Origin of the sequence: Actinomadura sp. 21ATH, from assembly GCF_041951345.1 — a bacterium.
Taxonomy (GTDB): domain Bacteria; phylum Actinomycetota; class Actinomycetes; order Streptosporangiales; family Streptosporangiaceae; genus Spirillospora.
On record NZ_JBGNUR010000003.1, the window covers coordinates 59644 to 78391 of the forward strand.

General features: G+C 72.6%; 22 protein-coding genes. 12 read left to right on the forward strand and 10 right to left on the reverse strand.

What is annotated here, in order from left to right; all coding sequences use genetic code 11:
- The first annotated feature begins 64 nt into the window (after positions 1-64).
- Entirely contained in the window at positions 65-499 is a 435-nt protein-coding gene (locus ACA361_RS12535; protein WP_375012074.1) for an SMI1/KNR4 family protein, read from the forward strand.
- A 218-nt stretch (positions 500-717) separates the two neighbouring features.
- Here ACA361_RS12535 and ACA361_RS12540 read toward each other — a convergent pair whose 3' ends face one another.
- Genes ACA361_RS12540 through ACA361_RS12555 form a run of 4 tightly spaced genes read right to left on the reverse strand, consistent with a single transcriptional unit; the run spans position 718 to position 4386 of the window.
- Positions 718-1338, reverse strand: a complete 621-nt coding sequence (locus ACA361_RS12540) for a response regulator (protein WP_375012075.1) — start codon at positions 1336-1338, stop codon at positions 718-720.
- A complete protein-coding gene (locus ACA361_RS12545; RefSeq protein WP_375012076.1) occupies positions 1313-2686 on the reverse strand; it encodes a sensor histidine kinase in 1374 nt (457 codons plus the stop codon). Before ACA361_RS12545 ends, ACA361_RS12540 begins: the two co-directional genes overlap by 26 nt.
- Entirely contained in the window at positions 2687-3451 is a 765-nt protein-coding gene (locus ACA361_RS12550) for an ABC transporter permease (protein WP_375012077.1), read from the reverse strand.
- Positions 3451-4386, reverse strand: coding sequence for an ABC transporter ATP-binding protein (locus ACA361_RS12555; protein ID WP_375012078.1), 936 nt, complete (start codon positions 4384-4386; stop codon positions 3451-3453). Before ACA361_RS12555 ends, ACA361_RS12550 begins: the two co-directional genes overlap by 1 nt.
- Before the next feature lie 373 nt (positions 4387-4759).
- Here ACA361_RS12555 and ACA361_RS12560 point away from each other — a divergent pair, with 373 nt between their 5' ends.
- Positions 4760-5302 carry a hypothetical protein gene (locus ACA361_RS12560; RefSeq protein WP_375012079.1) on the forward strand — a complete coding sequence of 181 codons (543 nt, stop codon included), beginning with the start codon at positions 4760-4762 and terminating at the stop codon, positions 5300-5302.
- 17 nt (positions 5303-5319) lie between these two features.
- On the opposite strand, the gene ACA361_RS12565 is transcribed toward ACA361_RS12560, so the two are convergent.
- On the reverse strand, positions 5320-6384 hold the full coding sequence (locus tag ACA361_RS12565; protein ID WP_375012080.1) for a hypothetical protein: 1065 nt from the start codon (positions 6382-6384) through the stop codon (positions 5320-5322).
- Positions 6385-6774: 390 nt separating this feature from the next.
- Between ACA361_RS12565 and ACA361_RS12570 the strand changes: the two genes are divergently transcribed.
- Positions 6775-8211, forward strand: a complete 1437-nt coding sequence (locus ACA361_RS12570) for a hypothetical protein (protein ID WP_375012081.1) — start codon at positions 6775-6777, stop codon at positions 8209-8211.
- 269 nt (positions 8212-8480) lie between these two features.
- Here the strand turns inward: ACA361_RS12570 and ACA361_RS12575 are convergent, their stop codons facing one another.
- The 3 genes from ACA361_RS12575 to ACA361_RS12585 all read right to left on the reverse strand — a co-directional run bounded on the left by ACA361_RS12575 (position 8481) and on the right by ACA361_RS12585 (position 10096).
- Complete coding sequence (locus ACA361_RS12575; protein WP_375012082.1) at positions 8481-8672, reverse strand: hypothetical protein; 192 nt, start codon at positions 8670-8672, stop codon at positions 8481-8483.
- Positions 8669-9742: a LacI family DNA-binding transcriptional regulator gene (locus ACA361_RS12580; RefSeq protein WP_375012083.1), complete on the reverse strand. Its 1074-nt coding sequence runs from the start codon at positions 9740-9742 to the stop codon at positions 8669-8671. Before ACA361_RS12580 ends, ACA361_RS12575 begins: the two co-directional genes overlap by 4 nt.
- A 117-nt stretch (positions 9743-9859) precedes the next feature.
- Positions 9860-10096, reverse strand: a complete 237-nt coding sequence (locus ACA361_RS12585) for a hypothetical protein (protein WP_375012084.1) — start codon at positions 10094-10096, stop codon at positions 9860-9862.
- A gap of 170 nt (positions 10097-10266) precedes the next feature.
- On the opposite strand from ACA361_RS12585, the gene ACA361_RS12590 reads away from it, so the two are divergent.
- Positions 10267-10446 (forward strand): histone-like nucleoid-structuring protein Lsr2, encoded by a 180-nt coding sequence (locus ACA361_RS12590; protein WP_375012085.1) that lies wholly within the window; start codon positions 10267-10269, stop codon positions 10444-10446.
- Positions 10447-10468: 22 nt separating this feature from the next.
- Here ACA361_RS12590 and ACA361_RS12595 read toward each other — a convergent pair whose 3' ends face one another.
- A complete protein-coding gene (locus ACA361_RS12595; protein ID WP_375012086.1) occupies positions 10469-10678 on the reverse strand; it encodes a hypothetical protein in 210 nt (69 codons plus the stop codon).
- 271 nt (positions 10679-10949) lie between these two features.
- Here ACA361_RS12595 and ACA361_RS12600 point away from each other — a divergent pair, with 271 nt between their 5' ends.
- The 4 genes from ACA361_RS12600 to ACA361_RS12615 all read left to right on the forward strand — a co-directional run bounded on the left by ACA361_RS12600 (position 10950) and on the right by ACA361_RS12615 (position 13831).
- Positions 10950-11390 (forward strand): group II truncated hemoglobin, encoded by a 441-nt coding sequence (locus ACA361_RS12600; RefSeq protein WP_375012087.1) that lies wholly within the window; start codon positions 10950-10952, stop codon positions 11388-11390.
- A gap of 186 nt (positions 11391-11576) precedes the next feature.
- A complete protein-coding gene (locus ACA361_RS12605) occupies positions 11577-12440 on the forward strand; it encodes an NAD(P)H-binding protein (RefSeq protein ID WP_375012088.1) in 864 nt (287 codons plus the stop codon).
- Between the two features lie 166 nt (positions 12441-12606).
- Positions 12607-13272, forward strand: a complete 666-nt coding sequence (locus ACA361_RS12610) for an NAD(P)-dependent oxidoreductase (RefSeq protein WP_375012089.1) — start codon at positions 12607-12609, stop codon at positions 13270-13272.
- Between the two features lie 37 nt (positions 13273-13309).
- Entirely contained in the window at positions 13310-13831 is a 522-nt protein-coding gene (locus tag ACA361_RS12615; RefSeq protein WP_375012090.1) for a DoxX family protein, read from the forward strand.
- A 95-nt stretch (positions 13832-13926) separates the two neighbouring features.
- On the opposite strand, the gene sigJ is transcribed toward ACA361_RS12615, so the two are convergent.
- Positions 13927-14901 carry an RNA polymerase sigma factor SigJ gene (gene sigJ / locus ACA361_RS12620; protein WP_375012091.1) on the reverse strand — a complete coding sequence of 325 codons (975 nt, stop codon included), beginning with the start codon at positions 14899-14901 and terminating at the stop codon, positions 13927-13929.
- A gap of 168 nt (positions 14902-15069) precedes the next feature.
- Between sigJ and ACA361_RS12625 the strand changes: the two genes are divergently transcribed.
- The 4 genes from ACA361_RS12625 to ACA361_RS12640 all read left to right on the forward strand — a co-directional run bounded on the left by ACA361_RS12625 (position 15070) and on the right by ACA361_RS12640 (position 18743).
- Positions 15070-15453 carry a hypothetical protein gene (locus tag ACA361_RS12625; RefSeq protein ID WP_375012092.1) on the forward strand — a complete coding sequence of 128 codons (384 nt, stop codon included), beginning with the start codon at positions 15070-15072 and terminating at the stop codon, positions 15451-15453.
- 7 nt (positions 15454-15460) lie between these two features.
- On the forward strand, positions 15461-15931 hold the full coding sequence (locus ACA361_RS12630) for an NUDIX domain-containing protein (protein WP_375012093.1): 471 nt from the start codon (positions 15461-15463) through the stop codon (positions 15929-15931).
- 149 nt (positions 15932-16080) lie between these two features.
- A complete protein-coding gene (locus ACA361_RS12635; protein WP_375012094.1) occupies positions 16081-17694 on the forward strand; it encodes a SpoIIE family protein phosphatase in 1614 nt (537 codons plus the stop codon).
- Entirely contained in the window at positions 17691-18743 is a 1053-nt protein-coding gene (locus tag ACA361_RS12640) for a B12-binding domain-containing protein (protein ID WP_375012095.1), read from the forward strand. Before ACA361_RS12635 ends, ACA361_RS12640 begins: the two co-directional genes overlap by 4 nt.
- Positions 18744-18748: the final 5 nt, after the last annotated feature.

Consider the following 18748-nt stretch of genomic DNA (forward strand, 5'->3'; position numbering starts at 1 on the left):
CTGATTCCGACCTTAGCGCCCACCGCGTACCATGATCGCTGATCTCGCGGCGGGAGGACCGGCCATGTGGACGGAACTGATCGGGCGCCTGTACGGCGACGCGGAGTTCGCCGCGCCCGCCGCCGATGAGGCGGTCGACCGGATCCGTCCGCTGGGCGGCGTGCCCGACGACCTGCGGGAACTCCTGCGGCAGACCGACGGTGTACGGGCCGAGTACGGTTCCGGGCTGGTCTGGTCGGTCCAGGAGATCATCGACGGGAACGCGGAATTCCGGCGGGACCCCGGCTTCGCGGAGCTCTACGCGCCGTTCGATCGGCTCCTCTTCATCGCCGACAACGGCGGCGGCGACCAGTTCGCCTACGTCCAAGCCCCCGAGGGCAGGCCCGGCGAGATCGTCGTTTGGGATCACGAGACCGATGAGCGCAGACCGGTCGCCACGTCCCTGCGGGACTACCTGGAACGCCGCGCCGGCGCCCAAGGCGACGACTGGTACAGGTGACACGCGGGCCGCCTCGTCTAGCGGGTGGCGATCACGATCAGGCGGTTGCTCTCGGCGTGGAGCGGCTCCCCCATCTCGTCGAGCCCCCGCACCTCGCGGAAACCGGCGTCGAGGAGCCAGTCGCGCAGCTCGGTGAACGAGTGCTACCTCAACGGGCGACTCGCGATAGAGATCATCTGAACGAGTGGAGGGTGGCGGCCCGCAGGGCCGCCACCCTCCTACGTGAGCAGGCGGCGGCGGTAGCCCTCGGCCACGGCCGAGGCCCGGTCACGGACGCCGAGTTTGTCGTAGATGTGTTGCAGATGCGTCTTGATGCTCGCTTCGCCGATGAACAGCGCCGCGGCGGCCTCCCGATTCGAGTTGCCGTTCGCGACCAGTTGCAGCACCTGCTTCTCTCGATCGGTCAGCGTCCCGGCGCCGGGCCTGCGGACCTGCCCCATGAGGTGCCGCGTCGCCGACGGCGCCAGCACCGACTCGCCGCGCGCGGCCGCGCGGACGGCTCGCATCAGTTCGTCGGGCAGGGCGTCCTTCAGGAGGTATCCGGTCGCGCCCGCCTCGATCGCAGGCAGTACGTCACTCTCGCCGTCGAAGGTGGTCAGTATCAGCACCCGGGCGCTCGGGGCCCGCTCGCGCAGGGCCGCGGTCGCGGCGACGCCGTCCATCACGGGCATCCGGAGGTCCATGAGCACGACGTCCGCCGCGAGCAGCCTCGCGCGTTCGATGCCCTCGGCGCCGTCCCCGGCCTCACCGACCACGACGATGTCCTCGGCGTGCGCGAAGGTGTCGCGGAGACCGCCCCGCACGATCGGATGGTCATCGACGATCACCAGTCGGATCATCCGCCGGCTCCCCCTCAACTCTCGTGCCCCCGGGGGCGATCGCCGGGACGCGCGCGCTGACGGACGTCCCTTCACCCGGTCCGCTCTGCACCTCGATGTGGCCGCCGACCCCTCGGATGCGCTGGCGCATGCTCGTCAGGCCGAAGCCGGTGCCGGCCCTCTTCGCGAACCCGCGTCCATCATCCCGCACGTCCAGCAGCACCTCGGGGCCCGTGTACGACAGCGTGACGCCGACGCGGGAGGCCGCCGCGTGCTTGGCCACGTTGGTCAGCGACTCCTGCGCGACCCGGAAGAGCGCCACCTCGATCGCCGGGCTCAGCGGCTCCCGGGTGCCGGTGACCTCCAGCCGCGCGCTGATCCCCTGGTCCTCCGACCACCGCTCGGTCAGCGCGCGCAGCGCGCCGGGGAGGTGCGCCCGCCCGAGTTCCCGGGGAGCGAGCGCACGCACGGACCGCCTGGCCTCGGTCAGGCTGCTGCGCGCGAGCCGGAGCGCGCGCGCGACGTGCTCTTCCGTCTCGCCCCGCACACTCGCGGAACGCTCCGCCGCCTGGAGCTGCGTGATGATGCCGGCGAGACCCTGGGCCAGCGTGTCGTGGATCTCGCCGGCCAGTCGCTGCCGCTCGTCCTGCGCCCCGGATTCACGGGCCTGGGCGACCAGTTGCGCGTGGAGCCCGGCGTTCTCGTGCAGGGCCGCCTCGAGCCGCTCGACGAGTTCCTCCCGCTTGCGCTCCTCCGGTTCGCTGCGCGCCGTCAGCAGGATGCCCACCCCGATCGCCGCGGTCTGCACGGCGACGACCAGGATGAACTCCGCGAGCATGTCCGGGGTCGGGCCGGCCCACACGCGCATCGCCGACCCATTGAGGGCCACGGAGGTGGCCAGGACTCCGAGCACCCCCAGCGGCCACGGCCTGATCAGGTACGCGTGGAAGAAGCCCGCGACGGTGAAGACGAGGAAGATGTCGGAGTACGCCATGAGGGGGACGCACAGCGCCAGCAGCCCGGCGAGGAAGACGCCCGCCCGCGCGGGCCGGAGCGTCCTCCTCCTGATGGGCAGCGTGTGCCCGAACAGCACCCACGGCACCGCGGCCGCGACCAGCCCGAGGACGGTCGCGCCCTCGGGCCAGAAGGGTTCACCGGAGGCCGGGAGCGCCCACGCGAGATAGACGGCCGTCGAGATCGTCAGCAGCAGCCACGGTGAGAACAGCTGCAGAAGGTCCCAGACCCGCAGCTGCTCCTCTTTCCAGGCCAGCCGGGAGCGGTTCGCGATCTTCGCCTCTTCCGCGATGGCGGATTCGCGCGTCCCGCGGCTCGGGCGCTCGCCGCCCCCGGCGTCCCGCGACATCGACATCTACTCCCAGCGGAAGAGCCTGGCGGCGACCGCGGTCGCGATCGCCGCGATGCCCGCCATGACGGCGATCTGCAGCCAGAAGGGCTGCCCGCCGGCGGTGGCGGTGATCTCGCCCGCCTCGGCGGACCACGCCGAAGTGAGCGCCTGCAGCCCGGGCGGTACGAACTCGCCGGCCCGGCGCAGCACGTCGGGCATCAGGACGCGGGGCAGGAAGGCCCCGCCGAAGAACATCAGCGCGACGAACAGCAGGGTACCGATCTGGTTCGCGGCGCCGCTCGTGCGGGCCACGGCCGCGGAGATCATGCCGATCCCGAGCAGTGCCGCATAGCCGACGACGAAGGCGGCGGCGAGTTCCAGGGGGCGCTCGGGCGGCGCGATGTCCAGCACCGCCCACGCGAGGAGGGTCATGAGCGCCGCGGAGACGACCACGGAGGCGAACGCGGCGATCATCTGCGCGAGCAGGACGGTCCGCGGATGCACGGGAGTGGTCGACAGCCTGCGCAGGACGCCCCGTTCCCGATACGTCGCGATCACCGCCGGGACGTGCTGCACGGCGATCATCACCATCCCGAACACCAGCGCGGTCGGCGCCCAGACGTCGATGGACCGGAGCCCGCCGGTGTCCGGCGACGGCTCCCTGAGCGACGGGACGGCGCCCAGCGCGAGCAGGAGTCCCGCCGGGAACAGCACGCCGAAGACGACGGTGGCGGAGTCTCGGAGGAAGAGTCTCGTCTCGATCTCGACCAGCTTCAGGAGAGCGCGCATCACCCGCCCCTCCTCTCGGAGGGTTCCGGCGCCCCCGGGGCGCGTCCCGTGAAGGCCACGAACGCGTCGTCGAGGTTGCGCTGGTCGACGCGGAGGTCCTCCGCCACGACCTGCGCCCTGGCGAGAGCCCCCGCGACGCTGCTCAGAAGCCGCCCCCGGCCGGTGACCAGCCAGCGGTTCCCGGTGATCTCGACACCGGTCACGTCGGGAAGCGCCGTCAGGACGCTCTCGTCCAGCGGCCGGCTCACGCGGAACCGGACCTGCTGCACCGCGCTCGACTGCGCGATCAGCCCTTCGGGGGTGTCCACCGCGGCGACCCGGCCGCCGTCGATGACGGCGATCCGGTCGCTGAGGCGCTCCGCCTCGTCCATGAAGTGCGTGACGAGGAGGATCGTGACGCCCGTGTCGCGGACCCGTTCGATGAGGCTCCAGGTGTCGCGCCTCGCCTGCGGGTCCAGTCCCGTCGTGAGCTCGTCGAGGATCGCGACCTTCGGACCGCCGACCAGGGCGAGCGCGATCGACAGCCGCTGCTTCTGCCCGCCCGAGAGGGCCTTGTACCGCGTGTCGCGCTTCCCGGTGAGGCCGAGGAGCTCCATGAGCTCGCGCCAGTCGGCGGGGTCCCGGTAGAACGAGCTGTAGAGCTCCAGGGCCTCGGCGACCTTGATCGCGTCCGGGAAGCTGCTCTCCTGCAGCTGCACGCCGAGCCGCTCGCGCACCTCCGCCCGGTCCTTGACCGGGTCGAATCCCAGCACGGAGATCGAGCCCGAGTCGGGCGTCCGCAGGCCGGCGATGCTCTCGACCGTCGTCGTCTTGCCGGCGCCGTTGGGCCCGATGATGCCGAAGATCTCCCCCTCCTCGACGGTGAACGAGATGTCGTCGACGGCGACGTGCCGCCCGTAGCGCTTGTGCAGGTTCCGTACTTCCAATGCGGTCACGCTGCGAAGCTACGAGCGCACCGCACCCCGCCACATCGACCGCGTCGTCCGCGCGCGGGTTGATCCGCGCATCCACCGTTCGGTGGATCCCGTCGGCCGGCCGGCCGTCCGCCTCGGCCGTGCGGCGCCCGGGCGTCCTAGATCGCGGCTTCTAGGGCACATGTCCGATGCCCCGGGGGCGGCACGGTTCGTAGCGTTCCGGGCAAGGCACGCGCTCAGCCGCCAGCTCGGGGATGCGGAGGCCAGCCGGCTCGTGGCATCGCCGGTCTGACCACATCTTGCCATTGACTAGATGGCGCGCGTACCGCAATCTAGACAGTGACAGGATTCAGCGTTCGGGGCTCAGCGCCCCCCGCACAGGAAGGCCGGAACCATGGAAGACTTCGCCAACACCCTCGGCGTGGAGTTCATCGTCCTCGTCATCGCCGCACCGGTGCTGCGCCTCCTCGGCGCCCTGGGCGTCCGCCGCTTCGCCGACTGGCCGGCCTGCGCCGCCCACGCGATGGCGGCCATGCTCGTTCTCACCGGCGTCGTGCGCTTCGTGCCCGACAGCGTGGCCGGGATGCCCAGCGCCGAGGAACTCGCCCGCATGGTGCCGCCGTTCGTGCCCTTCCCGCTGGCCATGGTCTACCTGACCGGCGTCCTGGAGCTGCTCATCGCTGCCGGCCTCGTCCGCACGTCCACCCGCTGGGGCGCCGCCGCCGGCCTGGCCGTCCTGCTGCCGCTGCTGCTCCCGGCCAACATCTACGCCGCCCTCAACGACATCCCCCTCAACGGCGCCGAGGCCACCCCCCTGTGGTTCCGGATCCCCCAGCAGGCCGCCTACATCGCCGTCGCCCTGTGGATCGCCCACTCCGCCGACTCCACCAGAGCCCGGAGCCTGCTCAGGCCGCTCCGCCGGGAGACCTCGAAGTAGCCGGTAGCCGGGAAAGGTCACCGGGTGCCGGAGATGACGGCCGGGCTGAAGAAGACGGTGTCGGGGCACATCGTGTCCACCCGCGGCCCGGCCCCGCGGCTGCAGTCGGCGTAGAGATCGAGATGGCCCATCATCCAGTCCTCCAGCCCCTGCACGTACCTGCCGGCGGACGCCTTCTCCTCAGCGGACAGGGCGAGCCGCCGGTAGAGCTCGGGGAGGACGCCCTTGAGGCGCAGGAAGTCGCGCACGATCCGGTTGGCCGCCGCGCAGGTGCGCAGCTTGGCCGGGCCGAAGTCCCGTTCCGAGGCCCTCCGCTCGGGGATCACGACGTTGTCGACCTCCCCGCTCCGGTACTCGCGTTCCGCCGAGAAGACGTCGTTGACGTGGAGGATGTGCAGGGCCGCCAGGTCGGACAGCCGCGCGAAGACCGGGTCGGCCGCGAAGCCCTCCGGAACGGTGAAGGACCCCATGCGTTCGATGAGGTCGAAGCAGAAGTGCGCGCCCACGGTGTCCAGCCGCAGCCGGGTGGCGGCGGCCACCGTGATCGGGCGGGGGTCCCGGCGGCGGGCGAAGGCGGCGCACACCGCCTCCAGGTAGGCGCGGTAGTGCCCGTCGGCGCGGCGTACCCACCGTTCGGGCATGCCGCGCGTCCAGCGGTCCCGGAGGTCGGCCAGGGCGTCGATGCCCGGCGACCGCACCGCCGGGCGCGGACCGGCCGGCGCGAACACCTCGAGCATGGCGTCGACCAGCCTGCGCACCTGTGCCGGAGAACGCTCCGGATGCAGGTCGAACTGGTCGTCGCTGATGAAGATGTAGCCCATGAAGTCGGCGCCGAGCCGCATCGCGTCGGCGCCGGCCCGCGGCCAGGCCAGGGCGGCCAGACGGTGCACGCGCATGGCCAGGTACGCCGGCATGTCCCGGGGGTCCGCGACCAGCCGGTGGCGCAGCATCCACTGCTCGTGCGCCTCCTGCACCTGCGCGTGGTACGGGTTGAGGCTGCTGGGGAAGGGGCGTTCCAGAGCCCGCAGGAGCTCCCGGTTCCCCACTGGCGTCGATTCGTCGGCGGGCAGGTCGTCGCACATCCTCGAACGCTTCCTGACCCCCGTCCCTTCGTGCCTTACCCGGCGTGACCCCGCGGGCATCTCCCGGCCGGGATGCATCCCTCGTACGCGCAGGTCAGGACGGGCGCACCCGGTCCTGCGGGAAGCTCCCGCCCGGCACCCCGCCGCCTCGCCCCGACCGCTCAGGCGGCGGGGTGCCGTCGGCGTGGGCGGGACCACCTTCCGGCGGTCGCTCGCACTGTCACGGCCGCCGATTCGCGGTGCAATCGTACTAGTCACCTTTGGCGCTGCACTAGTTCACTTTACGCCTATGACGCGTAGAACAGCCTGTTTAGTGGCGTTACGGTGTCTCAGGTCAGAGATACGCCGTACCGACACTCGCTCGCGAAGCGTCGGGGTCAACGAGAAGAGATGGAGCACGCCATGGTGACCGAGATCGACACCGACTACCTGGTGGTCGGTGCCGGCGCGACGGCGATGGCCTTCGTGGACACGCTGCTCACCGAGTCGGACGCGACCGTGGTGATGGTCGACCGCTACCACCGGCCCGGCGGGCACTGGACGATCGCCTACCCGTTCGTGCGGCTGCACCAGCCGTCGGCGATGTACGGCGTGAACTCGCGCCCGCTCGGCGACGGCACGGTCGACGGCACCGGCTGGAACGCCGGGATGTACGAGCTGGCCGGCGCGAGCGAGGTCTGCGGCTACTTCGACCGGGTCATGCGGCAGACGTTCCTGCCGTCCGGCCGGGTGTCGTACTTCCCGATGGCCGAGTACGACGGCGCCGGCCGCTTCCACCTCACGACCTCCGGCCAGGAGTACGAGGTGACCGTGCGCCGCAAGGTCGTCGACACCACGTACCAGGGCGTGACCGTGCCGGCCATGCGGCCGCCGGAGTTCCCGGTCGCCGACGGCGTTCCCCTGGTGCCGCCCAACGACCTGCCCGCGATCCGCGAGCCGTACGACCGGTACGTCATCGTCGGCGCCGGCAAGACCGGCATCGACGCCTGCCTCTGGCTGCTCGAACAGGGCGTCGACCCGGCGAAACTGACCTGGATCATGCCCCGCGCGCCCTGGCTCGTCGACCGCGAGACGGTGCAGCCGATGTCGCTGCGCCGGCCCGAGGACATCGTGCGTGTCCACATGGCCCGACATGAGGCCATCATGGGCGCCGAGTCCGTTCCCGACCTGCTCGACCGGCTCAACGCCGCCGGCATCCTGCTGCGCATCTCCGCGGACGACCGGCCGACGGCGTTCCGCTGCGCGACCGTGTCGCGGGCCGAACTCGGGCAGCTCCGCCGGATCGGGCACGTCGTGCGCCTCGGCCGGGTGAAGCGGATCACCGAGACCGGCGTCGAACTCGACGGCGGCACCGTACCGACCGGCCACCGCGCGCTGCATGTGGACTGCACCGCCGACGCGATCAAGCAGCGTCCCGTCGTCCCGATCTTCCAGGACGGGCTGATCATTCCGCAGCCGGTGCGCGTCTGCCAGCCGGTGTTCAGCGCCGCGCTGATCGCGCACGTGGAGACGGCGTACGGCGACGACGCGGAGAAGAACGCGCTGTGCCCGGTCGCGCCGAATCCGCGTACCGACACCGACTGGCTCCGGTTCGCCATCGCCGGGAACCTCGAACAGCTGAACTGGGCCGGGAACGCCGACATCGCGCGCTGGCTGGAGACCTCCCGGCTCCATCCGAACCTGGCCCCGCCGATGCTGGCGGACCCGGCGGCGCGGGCCGCCTACGAGCAGCAGGCCCTGGCCCTCGCCGAAGCACAGACCGCCAAGCTGGAGGAGCTGCTCCACGCCCACGCCGCCCAGACCGGCACGGGTGGCGCGATCCGGTGAACGGTCGGCTGCGTCGGCACCAGAGCCCGGCGCCCCCGGTCCGGTGTGACGGCCTCGCGGGACCGGACATGGAGAGTGCCCGGGGCACGGACGCAGCTTGGAGAGGGCGATCGGGAACATCGCTCAGGCGACTCCGGCGCGGTCAAGCAGCCCGTGCATGGTCTCGACGGGCAGGCCGGGGTCGGCAGCGGCGGCTTCGGCCAGCCCGGCGTGATCGAGCAACGGCAGGAGGGCGTCCAGGGGCAGCCGCGGAACGGTCTGCCTGCGGCTCAGCCGGCCTGGGGGCCGCAGGGTTCGAGCCGGTCGGCCAGGCGGTGCAGCGTCCGCGCGGTCGCCCTGCGGACCTGCCCGCGGTGGCGCCGCCGCGGGCGGCCGGGGACGCGCGGCGCGTCCGGCATCGCCGAGCGCGCCCGGCTGCGGGAGATCTCGTTGGCGACGGTGAAGCCGAGCAGATCCATCATCGTGCTCCTTCCATGGGGGCCGGGCCGGTGGAGGCCCGGATGACCAGGTCCGCGGGCAGCACCACGTCGCGCGCGGCGCGCCCGGCGGGAGGGTCGAGCAGGAGGCCGCCGGCGACGCGCCCCATCTCGCGGGCGGAGTGCCGGACGGTGGTGAGGCCCGCCGCGGCGGCCTCCGGTACGTCGTCGAAGCCGATCACCGAGACGTCGTGACCGGGGCGCAGCCCGCGCTCGGCGAGCGCGTCGAGGACGCCGAGGGCGAGCATGTCGTTCACGGCGACGATCGCCGTGGGCCGGGGCGAGCGGTCGAGCAGGAGGGCGGCCGCGGCGGCGCCGTCGGCCCGGGTGTAGGCGGCGGCGCGGGCGAACGCCAGGTCCGTCCAGCCGACGCCGGCCTCGGCGAGCGCGTCGCGGTAGCCGCGCAGCCGCTCGCGGCTGAAGTGGTACGGCATGTCGTCGGGGCTCGCCAGGGAGAACGGGGCGGTGGGCCGTCCGGAGGTGGGCAGGGCGACGATCGCGGCGATCCGCCGGTGGCCGAGCCCGGCGAGGTGCGCGCCCGCGGCACGGGCCGCCGCGGCGTCGTCGATGCCGACGAATATCGCGTCGGGGTCGTCGTCGCGCCGGTCGGCGTTCACGATCGGGAGACGGCGGGCCCTGACGGCGTCCAGCGACCGGTGCCCGTCGGGCAGGCCGTACACGCAGAAGCCGTCCACGGAGGCGTCCTGCACCAGGCGCACGGCCGCCTCGTCGTCGCGGCCGGACAGCGGCACCAGCAGCAGGCCGGTCTCGTGCCGCTCGGCGGCGGCGGCCAGGCCGCTCATGAACCGCACGGTGTAGGGGTCGGTGAAGGCCACCGACACGGCGGCGTTGAGCAGCACGCCGATCGCGCCGGTGGTGCCGCGCCGCAGCGACCGGGCGGTCGGGTGCGGCCCCGGGTAGCCCAGCCGCCGCGCCGTCTCCAGGACCTTCTCGCGCAGCTCAGCGGAGAGCTGGTCCGGGCGGCTGTAGGCGTTGGACACCGTGCTCCGGGAGACCCCGAGCTCGTCCGCGACGGTCTGCAGTGTCGGCCGCATCCTTGGATGATCTTTCTGTATCGATTTAGATCTGGATCGATACAGTAACACACCCGCGCGGCGACATCGAGACGGCGGGGCACAGAAAAGGGACGGTCCGGATGCCGGGCCGCCGGCTCAGCGCCGCCGCCTGACCGCCCACGAGAACGTCAGAGCCATGCCGGGCCCGACCAGGACTCCACCGAGCGGCGCCAGCGCCGGGGCGTCCCACCAGAACCACGAGCCGAGGGCGAAGAGCAGGCCGAGCACGATCGCCACGACACCCACCACCGCGGCGCGCCGGGGCAGGGGCGGATGCGCACGCGCTCGCAGGCTCCCTTCGGAGTCGTAGAGCAGCCGGTCGTCCAGCCTCATCAACCACCGCCACAGTCGCTTCACACCGGCCTCCAACTCCAGATGGCGCCGATATGCCCTATATGGCCCGAAGTACGTCTGCCTGGGCCTGCCGCGAGCCCGCCCGCCGCCGGGGCGGCCGATGGTGTGCGCGGCAGCCGGAGCCGCCTGGCGGTGCCTACACTGCACTCATGTCCACCCGCGACCCCGGGCGCCCCGGCCCGGACGAGCCCGACGAGGCCGAGTCCGAACAGCGCGGCCACGAACGCACCGCGGCCATCAGGGCCTGGGCCAAGCAGCAGGGTCTCGCCGTCACCGACGACGGCCCCCTCCCGGCCGCGATCGTCGCCATGTACGAGGCCGCCCACTGAACGACCCGGCGCGGCCGGCATGTCAACCGCCACCGGGCGAAGCGCCGGTGATGGCCTGCCGCTGCCGTCCCGTGATCTCCCGCAGTGGCGCGTCGTCGTTGTTGGTGAGGACGACGCCGACCCACCCGGTGCCCGGGTAGATGCTCCAGTGACCGCAGCTGCCGGGGTGGATACCGCCGCGCGACAGCTCCCACCGGCCTTCGACGATGTGGGCCGGCGGCCCGTAGGGCACCGGCACCTGCCTGCCTGCCCGCCCCACTTGAGCAGCCGCCGGTCGGCACCACGTTCGGAATCTGGATTCATGTTCACGCCCCTTTCCGGATCGGCAAACTGGCATGGCCTTTCCCGACTTTCCAGCCAGAGGACGGTCACAGCACGGCGCCAACGGTTGCCACCCGGCCGTGACCGGGACTTCGACATCGACGAGAATCGGCCGCCGCTTCCGGCCAGCCCGCCCCCTCGGTGCGCGAGCCTGCTTATAGTGCTCGCAGGGAGGCACCCGCATGGTGAGTCTGTACGAGCACGCGGGCGGCGACGACGCCCTGCACCGGCTCGAAGAGATCTTCTACGCCAAGCTGCTGGCCGATCCGGTGCTGAAGCCCCTGTTCCCCGTCCGGCGCCCGGACCACGTCAAGCATCTGACCTGGTTCACCGCCGAATCCTTCGGCGGTCCCGACCGCTTCACCCGCGAACTGGGCTTCGCCTACCTCGTCCGGGAGCACCGCCACCTGAACATCACCGACGAGCAGCGGCAACGCTTCGTCGACCTTTATATGGAATCGCTCGACGAAGCCGGACTTCCCGACGACAAGGCGTTCCGCGAGGCATTCCGTTCCCACGCCGAGTTCGGGGCGATGGTCGCCCAGCACAATTCCCGCGCACAAACGGAGAACGACCTGCATCCCCTGCGCGAGGTCCCCCGCTGGACCTGGAACGACGACTGACGAGAAATCGGGTCGCCTGCGCACGTCCCATTCTTCGAGGCGCCTCAGCGATCTCACTTCGGTGACCTGGGTCACACGATCGCGCCTGATGTCACACTCGGCCGCTCCAACACCTCTCAGGATGCGGCTCCCCCGACCCCGTGCCGGCTGGGGCCTCGAATCCACACGCAGAGGAAGAAGGTCGCGATGATCGTGGTCACTGGAGCGACGGGCGTCGTCGGGCGCCCCCTCGTCGAGTTCCTCGTCGGAGACGGGGCCGATGTTCGCGCCGTCACCCGGGACGCGGGGGCGGCGAAGCTGCCTGATGGAGTCGAAGTGGTCGAGGGCGACCCGCGGAGCCCAGCCACTCTCGCCGCCGCTCTGGAGGGGGCCACCGGCCTGTTCCTGCATCCCCGCGCCGCGGGGGACGCGAGTGCCGAGCTCGCGGCACTGGCCAAGGAGCGGGGAGTCGCACGTGTGGTGGCCCTGGCGGCCGTGAACGTGGAGGACGATCCCGCCGACCAGCCCTCCCGCTACCGCGGCGACCGCAACAAGGAGGCCGAGGACGCCGCCGTCGGCAGCGGCCTGGAGTGGACCAGCCTCCGTGCCGGCTTCTTCGCCCTCAACACCCTGACCATGTGGGGTGGCCAGATCGGCGCGGGCGACGTCGTGCACGGTCCGTACGCCGAGGCCACCGAGGCGCCGGTGCACGAGCGCGACCTGGCCGCGGTGGCGGCTCGCGCGCTGCTCACCGACGACCTCGTGGGACGCAGGCCGGTGCTCACCGGGCCGCGGTCCCTGTCGTACGCCGAGATGCTCGCCGCCATCGGGCAGGCGATCGACCGGCCCCTGAGCTTCCGGGAGATCCCGCCGGACGCGTTCAAGGCGCACATGATGGGCATCGGCCTGCCCGAGGCGTTCGCCGACGCCTACCTGGCCGCGATCGTCAAGTCGGTGGGACGCCCGGCCCTGGTCACCGGCGAGATCGAGAAGATCCTCGGCCGTCCGGCGCTCACCTTCGCCGAATGGGCCGCCGACCACGCCGGGGACCTCCGGGCGTCCGGTGGCTGAGCGGCCTTCGATGACCGCGGTACGCCGCGGTAGCGCCGCCGGCGACTTGGCCTCGACGGTCTGGAATCGCCTCACGGCGCCTCGTGTCGCCGGGCGCGGACGGTCCGCGACTCGTTCCGGCCTCGATCGCAACGGGGCCGCCTCGGAACCTCCTTGGAGTGTCGTCATGCATCTGACCATCGTCGGTGCCACGGGGCGGGTGGGCCGCCACGTCCTGGACCAGGCGCTGGACGCCGGGCACACCGTCACCGCGGCCGTCCGGACGCCCGCGAACCTGCACCGCGACGTGGACACGGTCGCCGTCGACCTCACCGATCCCGACCCCGGAGAACTCACCCGGGCCGTCATCAAGGCGGACGCCGTCATCTCGTGCCTCGGTCCGCGCGACAAGCGCGAGTACGGCATCGTCACACCGGGGACCGAGGCCATCGTCACGGCCGTGCGAGGCGTCGGGTGCCGCCGCGTCCTGGCCATCAGCGGCGCCGGCGTGTCCACCGCGCGCACCCCAGACCGCCCGAATCCACCCAAGCGCGAGCCGGGCGCCGGCTGGTACAACCAGTACTTCGCCACCCCGCTGGCCCGGAGAGCGCTCGGCCGGAACTTCGTCGACTGCGCCATGATGGAGGACCTCCTCCGCGCCGGCGATCTCGACTGGTCCTGCGTACGCCCGACGTACCTCGTCGACCGGCCGGTGACCGGCACCTACCGGACCGCCGTCGAACGGAACGTACGCCGGGGCCTGCGCATCGGCCGTCCCGACGTCGCGCATTTCCTGCTCCGTGCCCTCGACGATCCGGCGACCTTCAGGAAGGCCATCGGCTTGGCCTACTGACCCCCGCGCATCGCCGGAGACAAGGAGCGATCAATCCGTGTTGAACTCGACCGTCTGGGCCGCCCAGGGCTTCCTGGCGCTCTTCTTCTTCGCCGCCGGTGCGCCCAAGGTGGCGGGCAGGGGCATCGACCGCTGGACCGGCTTCGACCAGGTGCCCCGGATCATGACCATCGTCATCGGCGTCAGCGAGGTCGCCGGTGCCACGGTCCTCGTCGTGCCGATGCTCGTCGACCGGCTCGAATGGACGACCCCCCTGGCCGCCGTCGGCATCGCCGTCATCTCGCTGATGGCCGCCGGCTTCCACCTGCGCGCCCGCGAACGGCTCGCCGGCATCGAGACCGCACTCTGGGCATCGCTCGCGGCGTCGATCGCGATCGCCCGCTGGGACCGGCTGGCCACCGGCCCCTCGCTGTCGGAGGACCTGCTCGTCCCCCTCCTGTTCGTCCTCGTCCCCGCGGTCATCGCCAACCTCGTCCTCCTGGCCCGCGCCACCTCTCCCGCGCGGACGCGGGACGGCGGCGGGCCGGAGCACGCGGAAGCGCGGTCGGTCCGTTCCTGAGCAGGGTCGTCGCCCAGCCCGCGCGTTCGGCGCGTGGGCTGGGCCGATCGCCGTTCGGCCGCGGCGCCCTCGTCCTCGTGCTCACGCGGGTGCGCTCATGCTCCCTGGTCGCTCTGCTCGACGTGGGTGAGCTTGTCGGGGTTGGTGACGGCGTAGATGCCGGTCACCTGGTCGCCGTCCGGGCTGAGATCGAGGACCATGACGGCGAACGGGGCGTCGTCGGCGAACAGCAGCGCGGAGGGGTCGCCGTTGACCGTGCGGTAGCGCACCTCCAGCGCCTGGTCGTCGTCGCGCCCGGCGACGCCCTTGATCAGCCGGGCGACCTTGTCGCGGCCGTGCACCGGGCGCAGTATCGAGGCCCTGACCTTGCCGCCGCCGTCGGTCCATAGGGTCACGTCGGGCGCCAGGACCTGCATGAGGGCGTCCATGTCGCCGCCGAGCGCGGCGGCGAGGAACCGTTCGGTGACCTGCCGCTGCACGCCCGGGTCGGCCTGGTAGCGGGGACGGCGGGCGTGGACGTGCTCGCGGGCGCGGTGCGCGAGCTGCCGGACGGCCGACGGGCTGCGGTCGAGGATCCCGGCGATCTCGGTGTGGCCGTACGCGAAGACTTCGTGCAGGACGAAGACGGCCCGCTCCAGCGGGCTGAGGGATTGCAGCACCACCAGCAGCGCCAGCGACACCGACTCGGTGCGCTGCACCTGGTCGGCGGCGTCGAGCGCGCCGTCCGCGTGCGGTCCGGTGGCGGCGGCCGGGGAGACGAGCGGTTCGGGCAGCCAGGGCCCGACGTAGGTCTCGCGGCGGCGGCTGATGCGGGCGCGCTGGGAGAGCGCGTGGTTCACCGCGATGCGCACCAGGTAGGCGCGCGGGTTCTGGACCGGTTCGCCCGCGTCGCGCTGCTTGCCCACCCATGAGAGCCAGGTCTCCTGCAGGACGTCCTCGGTGTCGGCGACGCTGCCGAGCAGGTTGTAGACGATGGAGAACAGCAGTTCGCGGTGCTCGACGAACACGTCCGTCGCACGGTCCACGGGGTCCTCGGGGATCCGGGACGGGGTCTCCGGGCCGTCGTCCATGACGAGCCTCCTCCTGGCGAGAGCGCGTACGCATCCGAGAGGGACGGCGGCGCCCGGATGTGACATCTGCGCGGGCGATGTGGCCTGTATCTCATACAGGAACAGCTCGTGAGTACGGCTCGAAGCGTTCGTGCTTTTGGGCGAGAGCGCCGCTCGCGGCGCGTCCGGGTGAGATCGTGGACGGGCGACCGCTACCTGCTCTGCTCGGAGGACCTTTGGCGCGGCCTGGACGACGAGGAGGTCCGCGACCTGCTGCGCCGGTCCCGGGACGCGGACCACGCGGCCCGGAGCATCGCCCGCCTCGCGCGGGCGAACGGAGCCGCCGGGATCCTGGGGTGCGTCGTCGGCGAGGTCCGGGAGCGATGGGACGCCACCCTGCGGCGGACGGAACTCGTCCTCGTCACCGCGGCGGGGGCGCCCGCTCCCGCGCGTTCGACGACACCAGCGAACGTCCGAAGCCGTCCACTCGCGGCGGAAACGTGCACGCATCGAGATGCGCCGCCCGGCGCCGCTATCGCCCTGTGGAGGATTGTTGACCTGGCTTCCGGTTGACGAATACGTGCGGACCCTGCCTCGCGCGACCATGTACGCGGGGCTGTACTTCACCGACCAGGACGGTCATCCGCTGGCGTTGCGGTCGGCGCAGAAGGCCGAGGCATGGCAACTGCCGGGCGGCAACGTCGACCATGGTGACGTGACGCCGTTCGCGGCGGCGGTGCGGGAGTGCCGGGAAGAGACCGGGATCGCGTTCACCGGGCCTCCCTCGCTGCTGCTGACGCATTTCCTGGGCCCCGGCTCGGGATGGCCGTGCGCCAAGGTGGGGTTCGTCTTCGACGGCGGGGTGCTGACCGCCGGGGAACTCGACCGGATCGTCGTCGACCCCGCCGAGCACTCCGGCTGGCTGGTGCAGCCGCTGCCGGAGTGGCGGAAGACGATGAGTTCGCGGCTGTTCGCCCGTATCGCGGCGTTGGCGGAGGCGCGCGGCACGGGCCGCGCCGCCCTGCTCACCGAGCCCGGCGATGCCATGTAGTGAGGTCGGCGACGCGGACGGTCCGGAGTCATAAGGCTACGTCGCGTGACAGGGCGTGGCGGGTGTCGGTTAGGCTCGGAGTGGAGAAGATCCACTGCAGGTGCGTCCGAAGGGGAGGGGGAGCCCCGCCCGGGCTCGGGTTCGATGCCATGACCGAAGACGGAGACGACGGCTCTCCCGGTGCCCTCGACCCGGTGTCGCGGTCGGCTCCTCACGCGGTCCTGACGGTCGAGCCGTCCGGGCTGGTCGCGCAGCTCAACGACGCGGCACGGGCGCTGCTGGGCGCCTCGGCCGGTCGCGCTCTGGCCGACGCGGCGCCGGGCTGGCTCGCCGACGCGCACCGCGCGCTGCGAGATCAGCCTGCCCGGAGCGGACGCGCGGGGACGGCGACCGCCGGCGGGCCGATCGGTGACCGGGTGTTCGAGGCCCGGGCCGTGCCGCGGCACGGCGCCCAGGGCGGTCCCGTCCCCACGGACTGGTGGCTGGCCGACGTCACCGAGCGGGCCCGGCTCGCGGAGGAGCTGGCGGCCGAGCGGCGGCGGATGGCGTTCCTGGCGGAGGAGTCCGGCTGGTTCCTCGGTTCGCTCAATCTGGAACGGTGCATGGAGGCCGCCGTACGGCTGGCCGCCCGGCATCTGGCCGATGCGGCCCTGGTGATCGCCGTGCCGTCCGGGCACACCCACCCCGTCGCCTACTGCGGTCCGGACGGGAACCCCGTGCACGAGGAACGGGCGATCGACCCCGCGGAGGTGCCCGGGCTCGCCGAGGCGATGCACGGGCTCCCCATCCCTCGCTGGATCGACCCGTCCGACGTCCCCGGCTGGGTCGCGCGGCCGGAGCCGGGCGCCGGCGGCGCGATCGCGGTGATCGGGCTTCCGGGGCAGGGCGTCCCGGCCGGGGTCCTGCTGCTGCGCCGCCGCGGCCGGGCGGGATTCTCGGAGGGCGAGGAGACGGTGGTCCGGCTCTTCGCCCGCCAGGCGGGGGCGGCGATGGCGGCCGCCCGGCTGTACGGCGAGCAGGCGTCCATCACCGAGACGCTGATGCGCGATCTCCTGCCCCCGCCGGCGCAGCACCTGCCCGGGATCGAGCTCGCGGCGCGCTACCGGCCGTCCGGGGACGCCGAACGCGTCGGGGGCGACTTCTACGACGTGTACCCGGCCGAGTCCGGCGGCGAGTCCCTCGTGGTCCTCGGAGACGTGGCCGGCAAGGGCCTGGAGGCCGCGGTGCTCACCGGCAAGATCCGTACCACGCTGCGGGCCCTGCTGCCGCTGGCCGCGGACCACCGGCGGGTGCTGGAACTCGTGAACGCGGCGCTGCTCCACGACGGCGGCACCAGGTTCGCCACGCTGGTCCTGGCCTCGGTCCGGCGGGAGGACCGGCAGGTGCGCGTCCGGCTCACCAGCGCCGGCCACGCCCCGCCGCTGATCGTCCGGACCGGCGGCCCGATCGAGGAGGCGGCGACCGGCGGCTCGCTGATCGGTGTGCTGGACGAGATCGTCTCCACGACCGCGGAGGTGACCCTGCGGCCCGGCGACACCTGCCTGATGTTCACCGACGGCATCACCGAGGCGTTCGGCGGCCCGCTCGGCGACGAGATGTTCGGCGAGGAGCGGCTGTACGCGGGGCTGGCCGGCTGCGGCGGGATGCTCCCCGAGGCGCTCGTGGAACGGGTCCACATGCTCGCCGCCGAATGGGTCCGCGGCAACCGGCACGACGACATGGCGATCATCGCGATCAGCGCCCCCCGGCAGGGAGGGACATGACGCACGCGGCGGATTCGCTGACCGACCGTCTCTGGGAGGCCGTCACCTCCGGGGACGAGGCCACCGCGGCCGACATCGCCGTCGCGGCGCTGGACGGCGGGCTCGACATCGAGGCCCTGCTTCTCGACGTCATCGCGCCGCTCCAGGGCCGGATCGGGAGCGAGTGGGCGGCCAACCGGCTGAGCGTGGCGCAGGAGCACCTCGCGACCGCCGTCAACGAACGCGTGATCAGCGCGCTCGCGCACCATCCGTCCGTCCGGGAACGGCAGGCGGCGCGGCGGCGGCCCGGCCGGGTCGCGGTGGCGTGCATCGACGGCGAGTGGCACGCGCTGCCCGCGCGGCTGGTGACCGAGGTCCTGCGGCTGCGCGGCTGGCGGGTCGACTACCTCGGCGCCCAGGTGCCGACCCAGCATCTGGTCTCCTACCTGCACGGCACCGGCCCGGCGGTCATCGCGCTGTCGTCGTCGATCGCGACCCGGCTGCCCGCGGCGCACGCGGCGATCGTCGCCTGCCGGGCGACCGGCACCCCGGTCATGGTCGGCGGTGCCGCGTTCGGCCCCGGCGGACGCTACGCCGCCCGGCTGGGCGCGGACGCCTGGGCCGGCGACGCCCGCGCCGCCGCCGACCGCCTGGCGGAGCGGCCGCCGCCGGAGCCGCGGAGGGTCCACCGCCAGGTCATCGACGACCTGCCGCACCTCGCGGACATGGAGTACGCGCACGTCAGCCGGACGGCGCCGCAGCTGGTCCGGCACGTGCTGGCCGGCCTGGCGGCCCGCTTCCCCGCCATGGCCGCCTACAGCGAGCAGCAGCTGCGGCACACGGCCGAGGACGTCGCGCACATCGTCGACTTCCTCGGCGCGGCCCTCTACGTCGACGACCCGGACCTGTTCAGCGGCTTCCTGGCCTGGGCGGCCGGCCTGCTCGCCACCCGCGGCGTGCCCACGCACAGCCTCCTGCCCGCGCTGGAGCTGCTCTCCGAGGAACTCCAGGGCCGTCCCCGCGCCATCGCCATGCTCGCCCGCGCCCACACCGAGATCCAGAACCTCTGACGCCT

Bases quoted from the DNA above. Each gene is read 5' to 3' on its own strand.
- ACA361_RS12535 (WP_375012074.1), top strand. From the start codon at position 65: ATGTGGACGGAACTGATCGGGCGCCTGTACGGCGACGCGGAGTTCGCC.
- ACA361_RS12540 (WP_375012075.1), bottom strand. From the start codon at position 1,338: ATGATCCGACTGGTGATCGTCGATGACCATCCGATCGTGCGGGGCGGT.
- ACA361_RS12545 (WP_375012076.1), bottom strand. From the start codon at position 2,686: ATGTCGATGTCGCGGGACGCCGGGGGCGGCGAGCGCCCGAGCCGCGGG.
- ACA361_RS12550 (WP_375012077.1), bottom strand. From the start codon at position 3,451: ATGCGCGCTCTCCTGAAGCTGGTCGAGATCGAGACGAGACTCTTCCTC.
- ACA361_RS12560 (WP_375012079.1), top strand. From the start codon at position 4,760: ATGGAAGACTTCGCCAACACCCTCGGCGTGGAGTTCATCGTCCTCGTC.
- ACA361_RS12565 (WP_375012080.1), bottom strand. From the start codon at position 6,384: ATGTGCGACGACCTGCCCGCCGACGAATCGACGCCAGTGGGGAACCGG.
- ACA361_RS12570 (WP_375012081.1), top strand. From the start codon at position 6,775: ATGGAGCACGCCATGGTGACCGAGATCGACACCGACTACCTGGTGGTC.
- ACA361_RS12575 (WP_375012082.1), bottom strand. From the start codon at position 8,672: ATGATGGATCTGCTCGGCTTCACCGTCGCCAACGAGATCTCCCGCAGC.
- ACA361_RS12580 (WP_375012083.1), bottom strand. From the start codon at position 9,742: ATGCGGCCGACACTGCAGACCGTCGCGGACGAGCTCGGGGTCTCCCGG.
- ACA361_RS12585 (WP_375012084.1), bottom strand. From the start codon at position 10,096: ATGAGGCTGGACGACCGGCTGCTCTACGACTCCGAAGGGAGCCTGCGA.
- ACA361_RS12590 (WP_375012085.1), top strand. From the start codon at position 10,267: ATGTCCACCCGCGACCCCGGGCGCCCCGGCCCGGACGAGCCCGACGAG.
- ACA361_RS12600 (WP_375012087.1), top strand. From the start codon at position 10,950: ATGGTGAGTCTGTACGAGCACGCGGGCGGCGACGACGCCCTGCACCGG.
- ACA361_RS12605 (WP_375012088.1), top strand. From the start codon at position 11,577: ATGATCGTGGTCACTGGAGCGACGGGCGTCGTCGGGCGCCCCCTCGTC.
- ACA361_RS12610 (WP_375012089.1), top strand. From the start codon at position 12,607: ATGCATCTGACCATCGTCGGTGCCACGGGGCGGGTGGGCCGCCACGTC.
- sigJ (WP_375012091.1), bottom strand. From the start codon at position 14,901: ATGGACGACGGCCCGGAGACCCCGTCCCGGATCCCCGAGGACCCCGTG.
- ACA361_RS12635 (WP_375012094.1), top strand. From the start codon at position 16,081: ATGACCGAAGACGGAGACGACGGCTCTCCCGGTGCCCTCGACCCGGTG.
- ACA361_RS12640 (WP_375012095.1), top strand. From the start codon at position 17,691: ATGACGCACGCGGCGGATTCGCTGACCGACCGTCTCTGGGAGGCCGTC.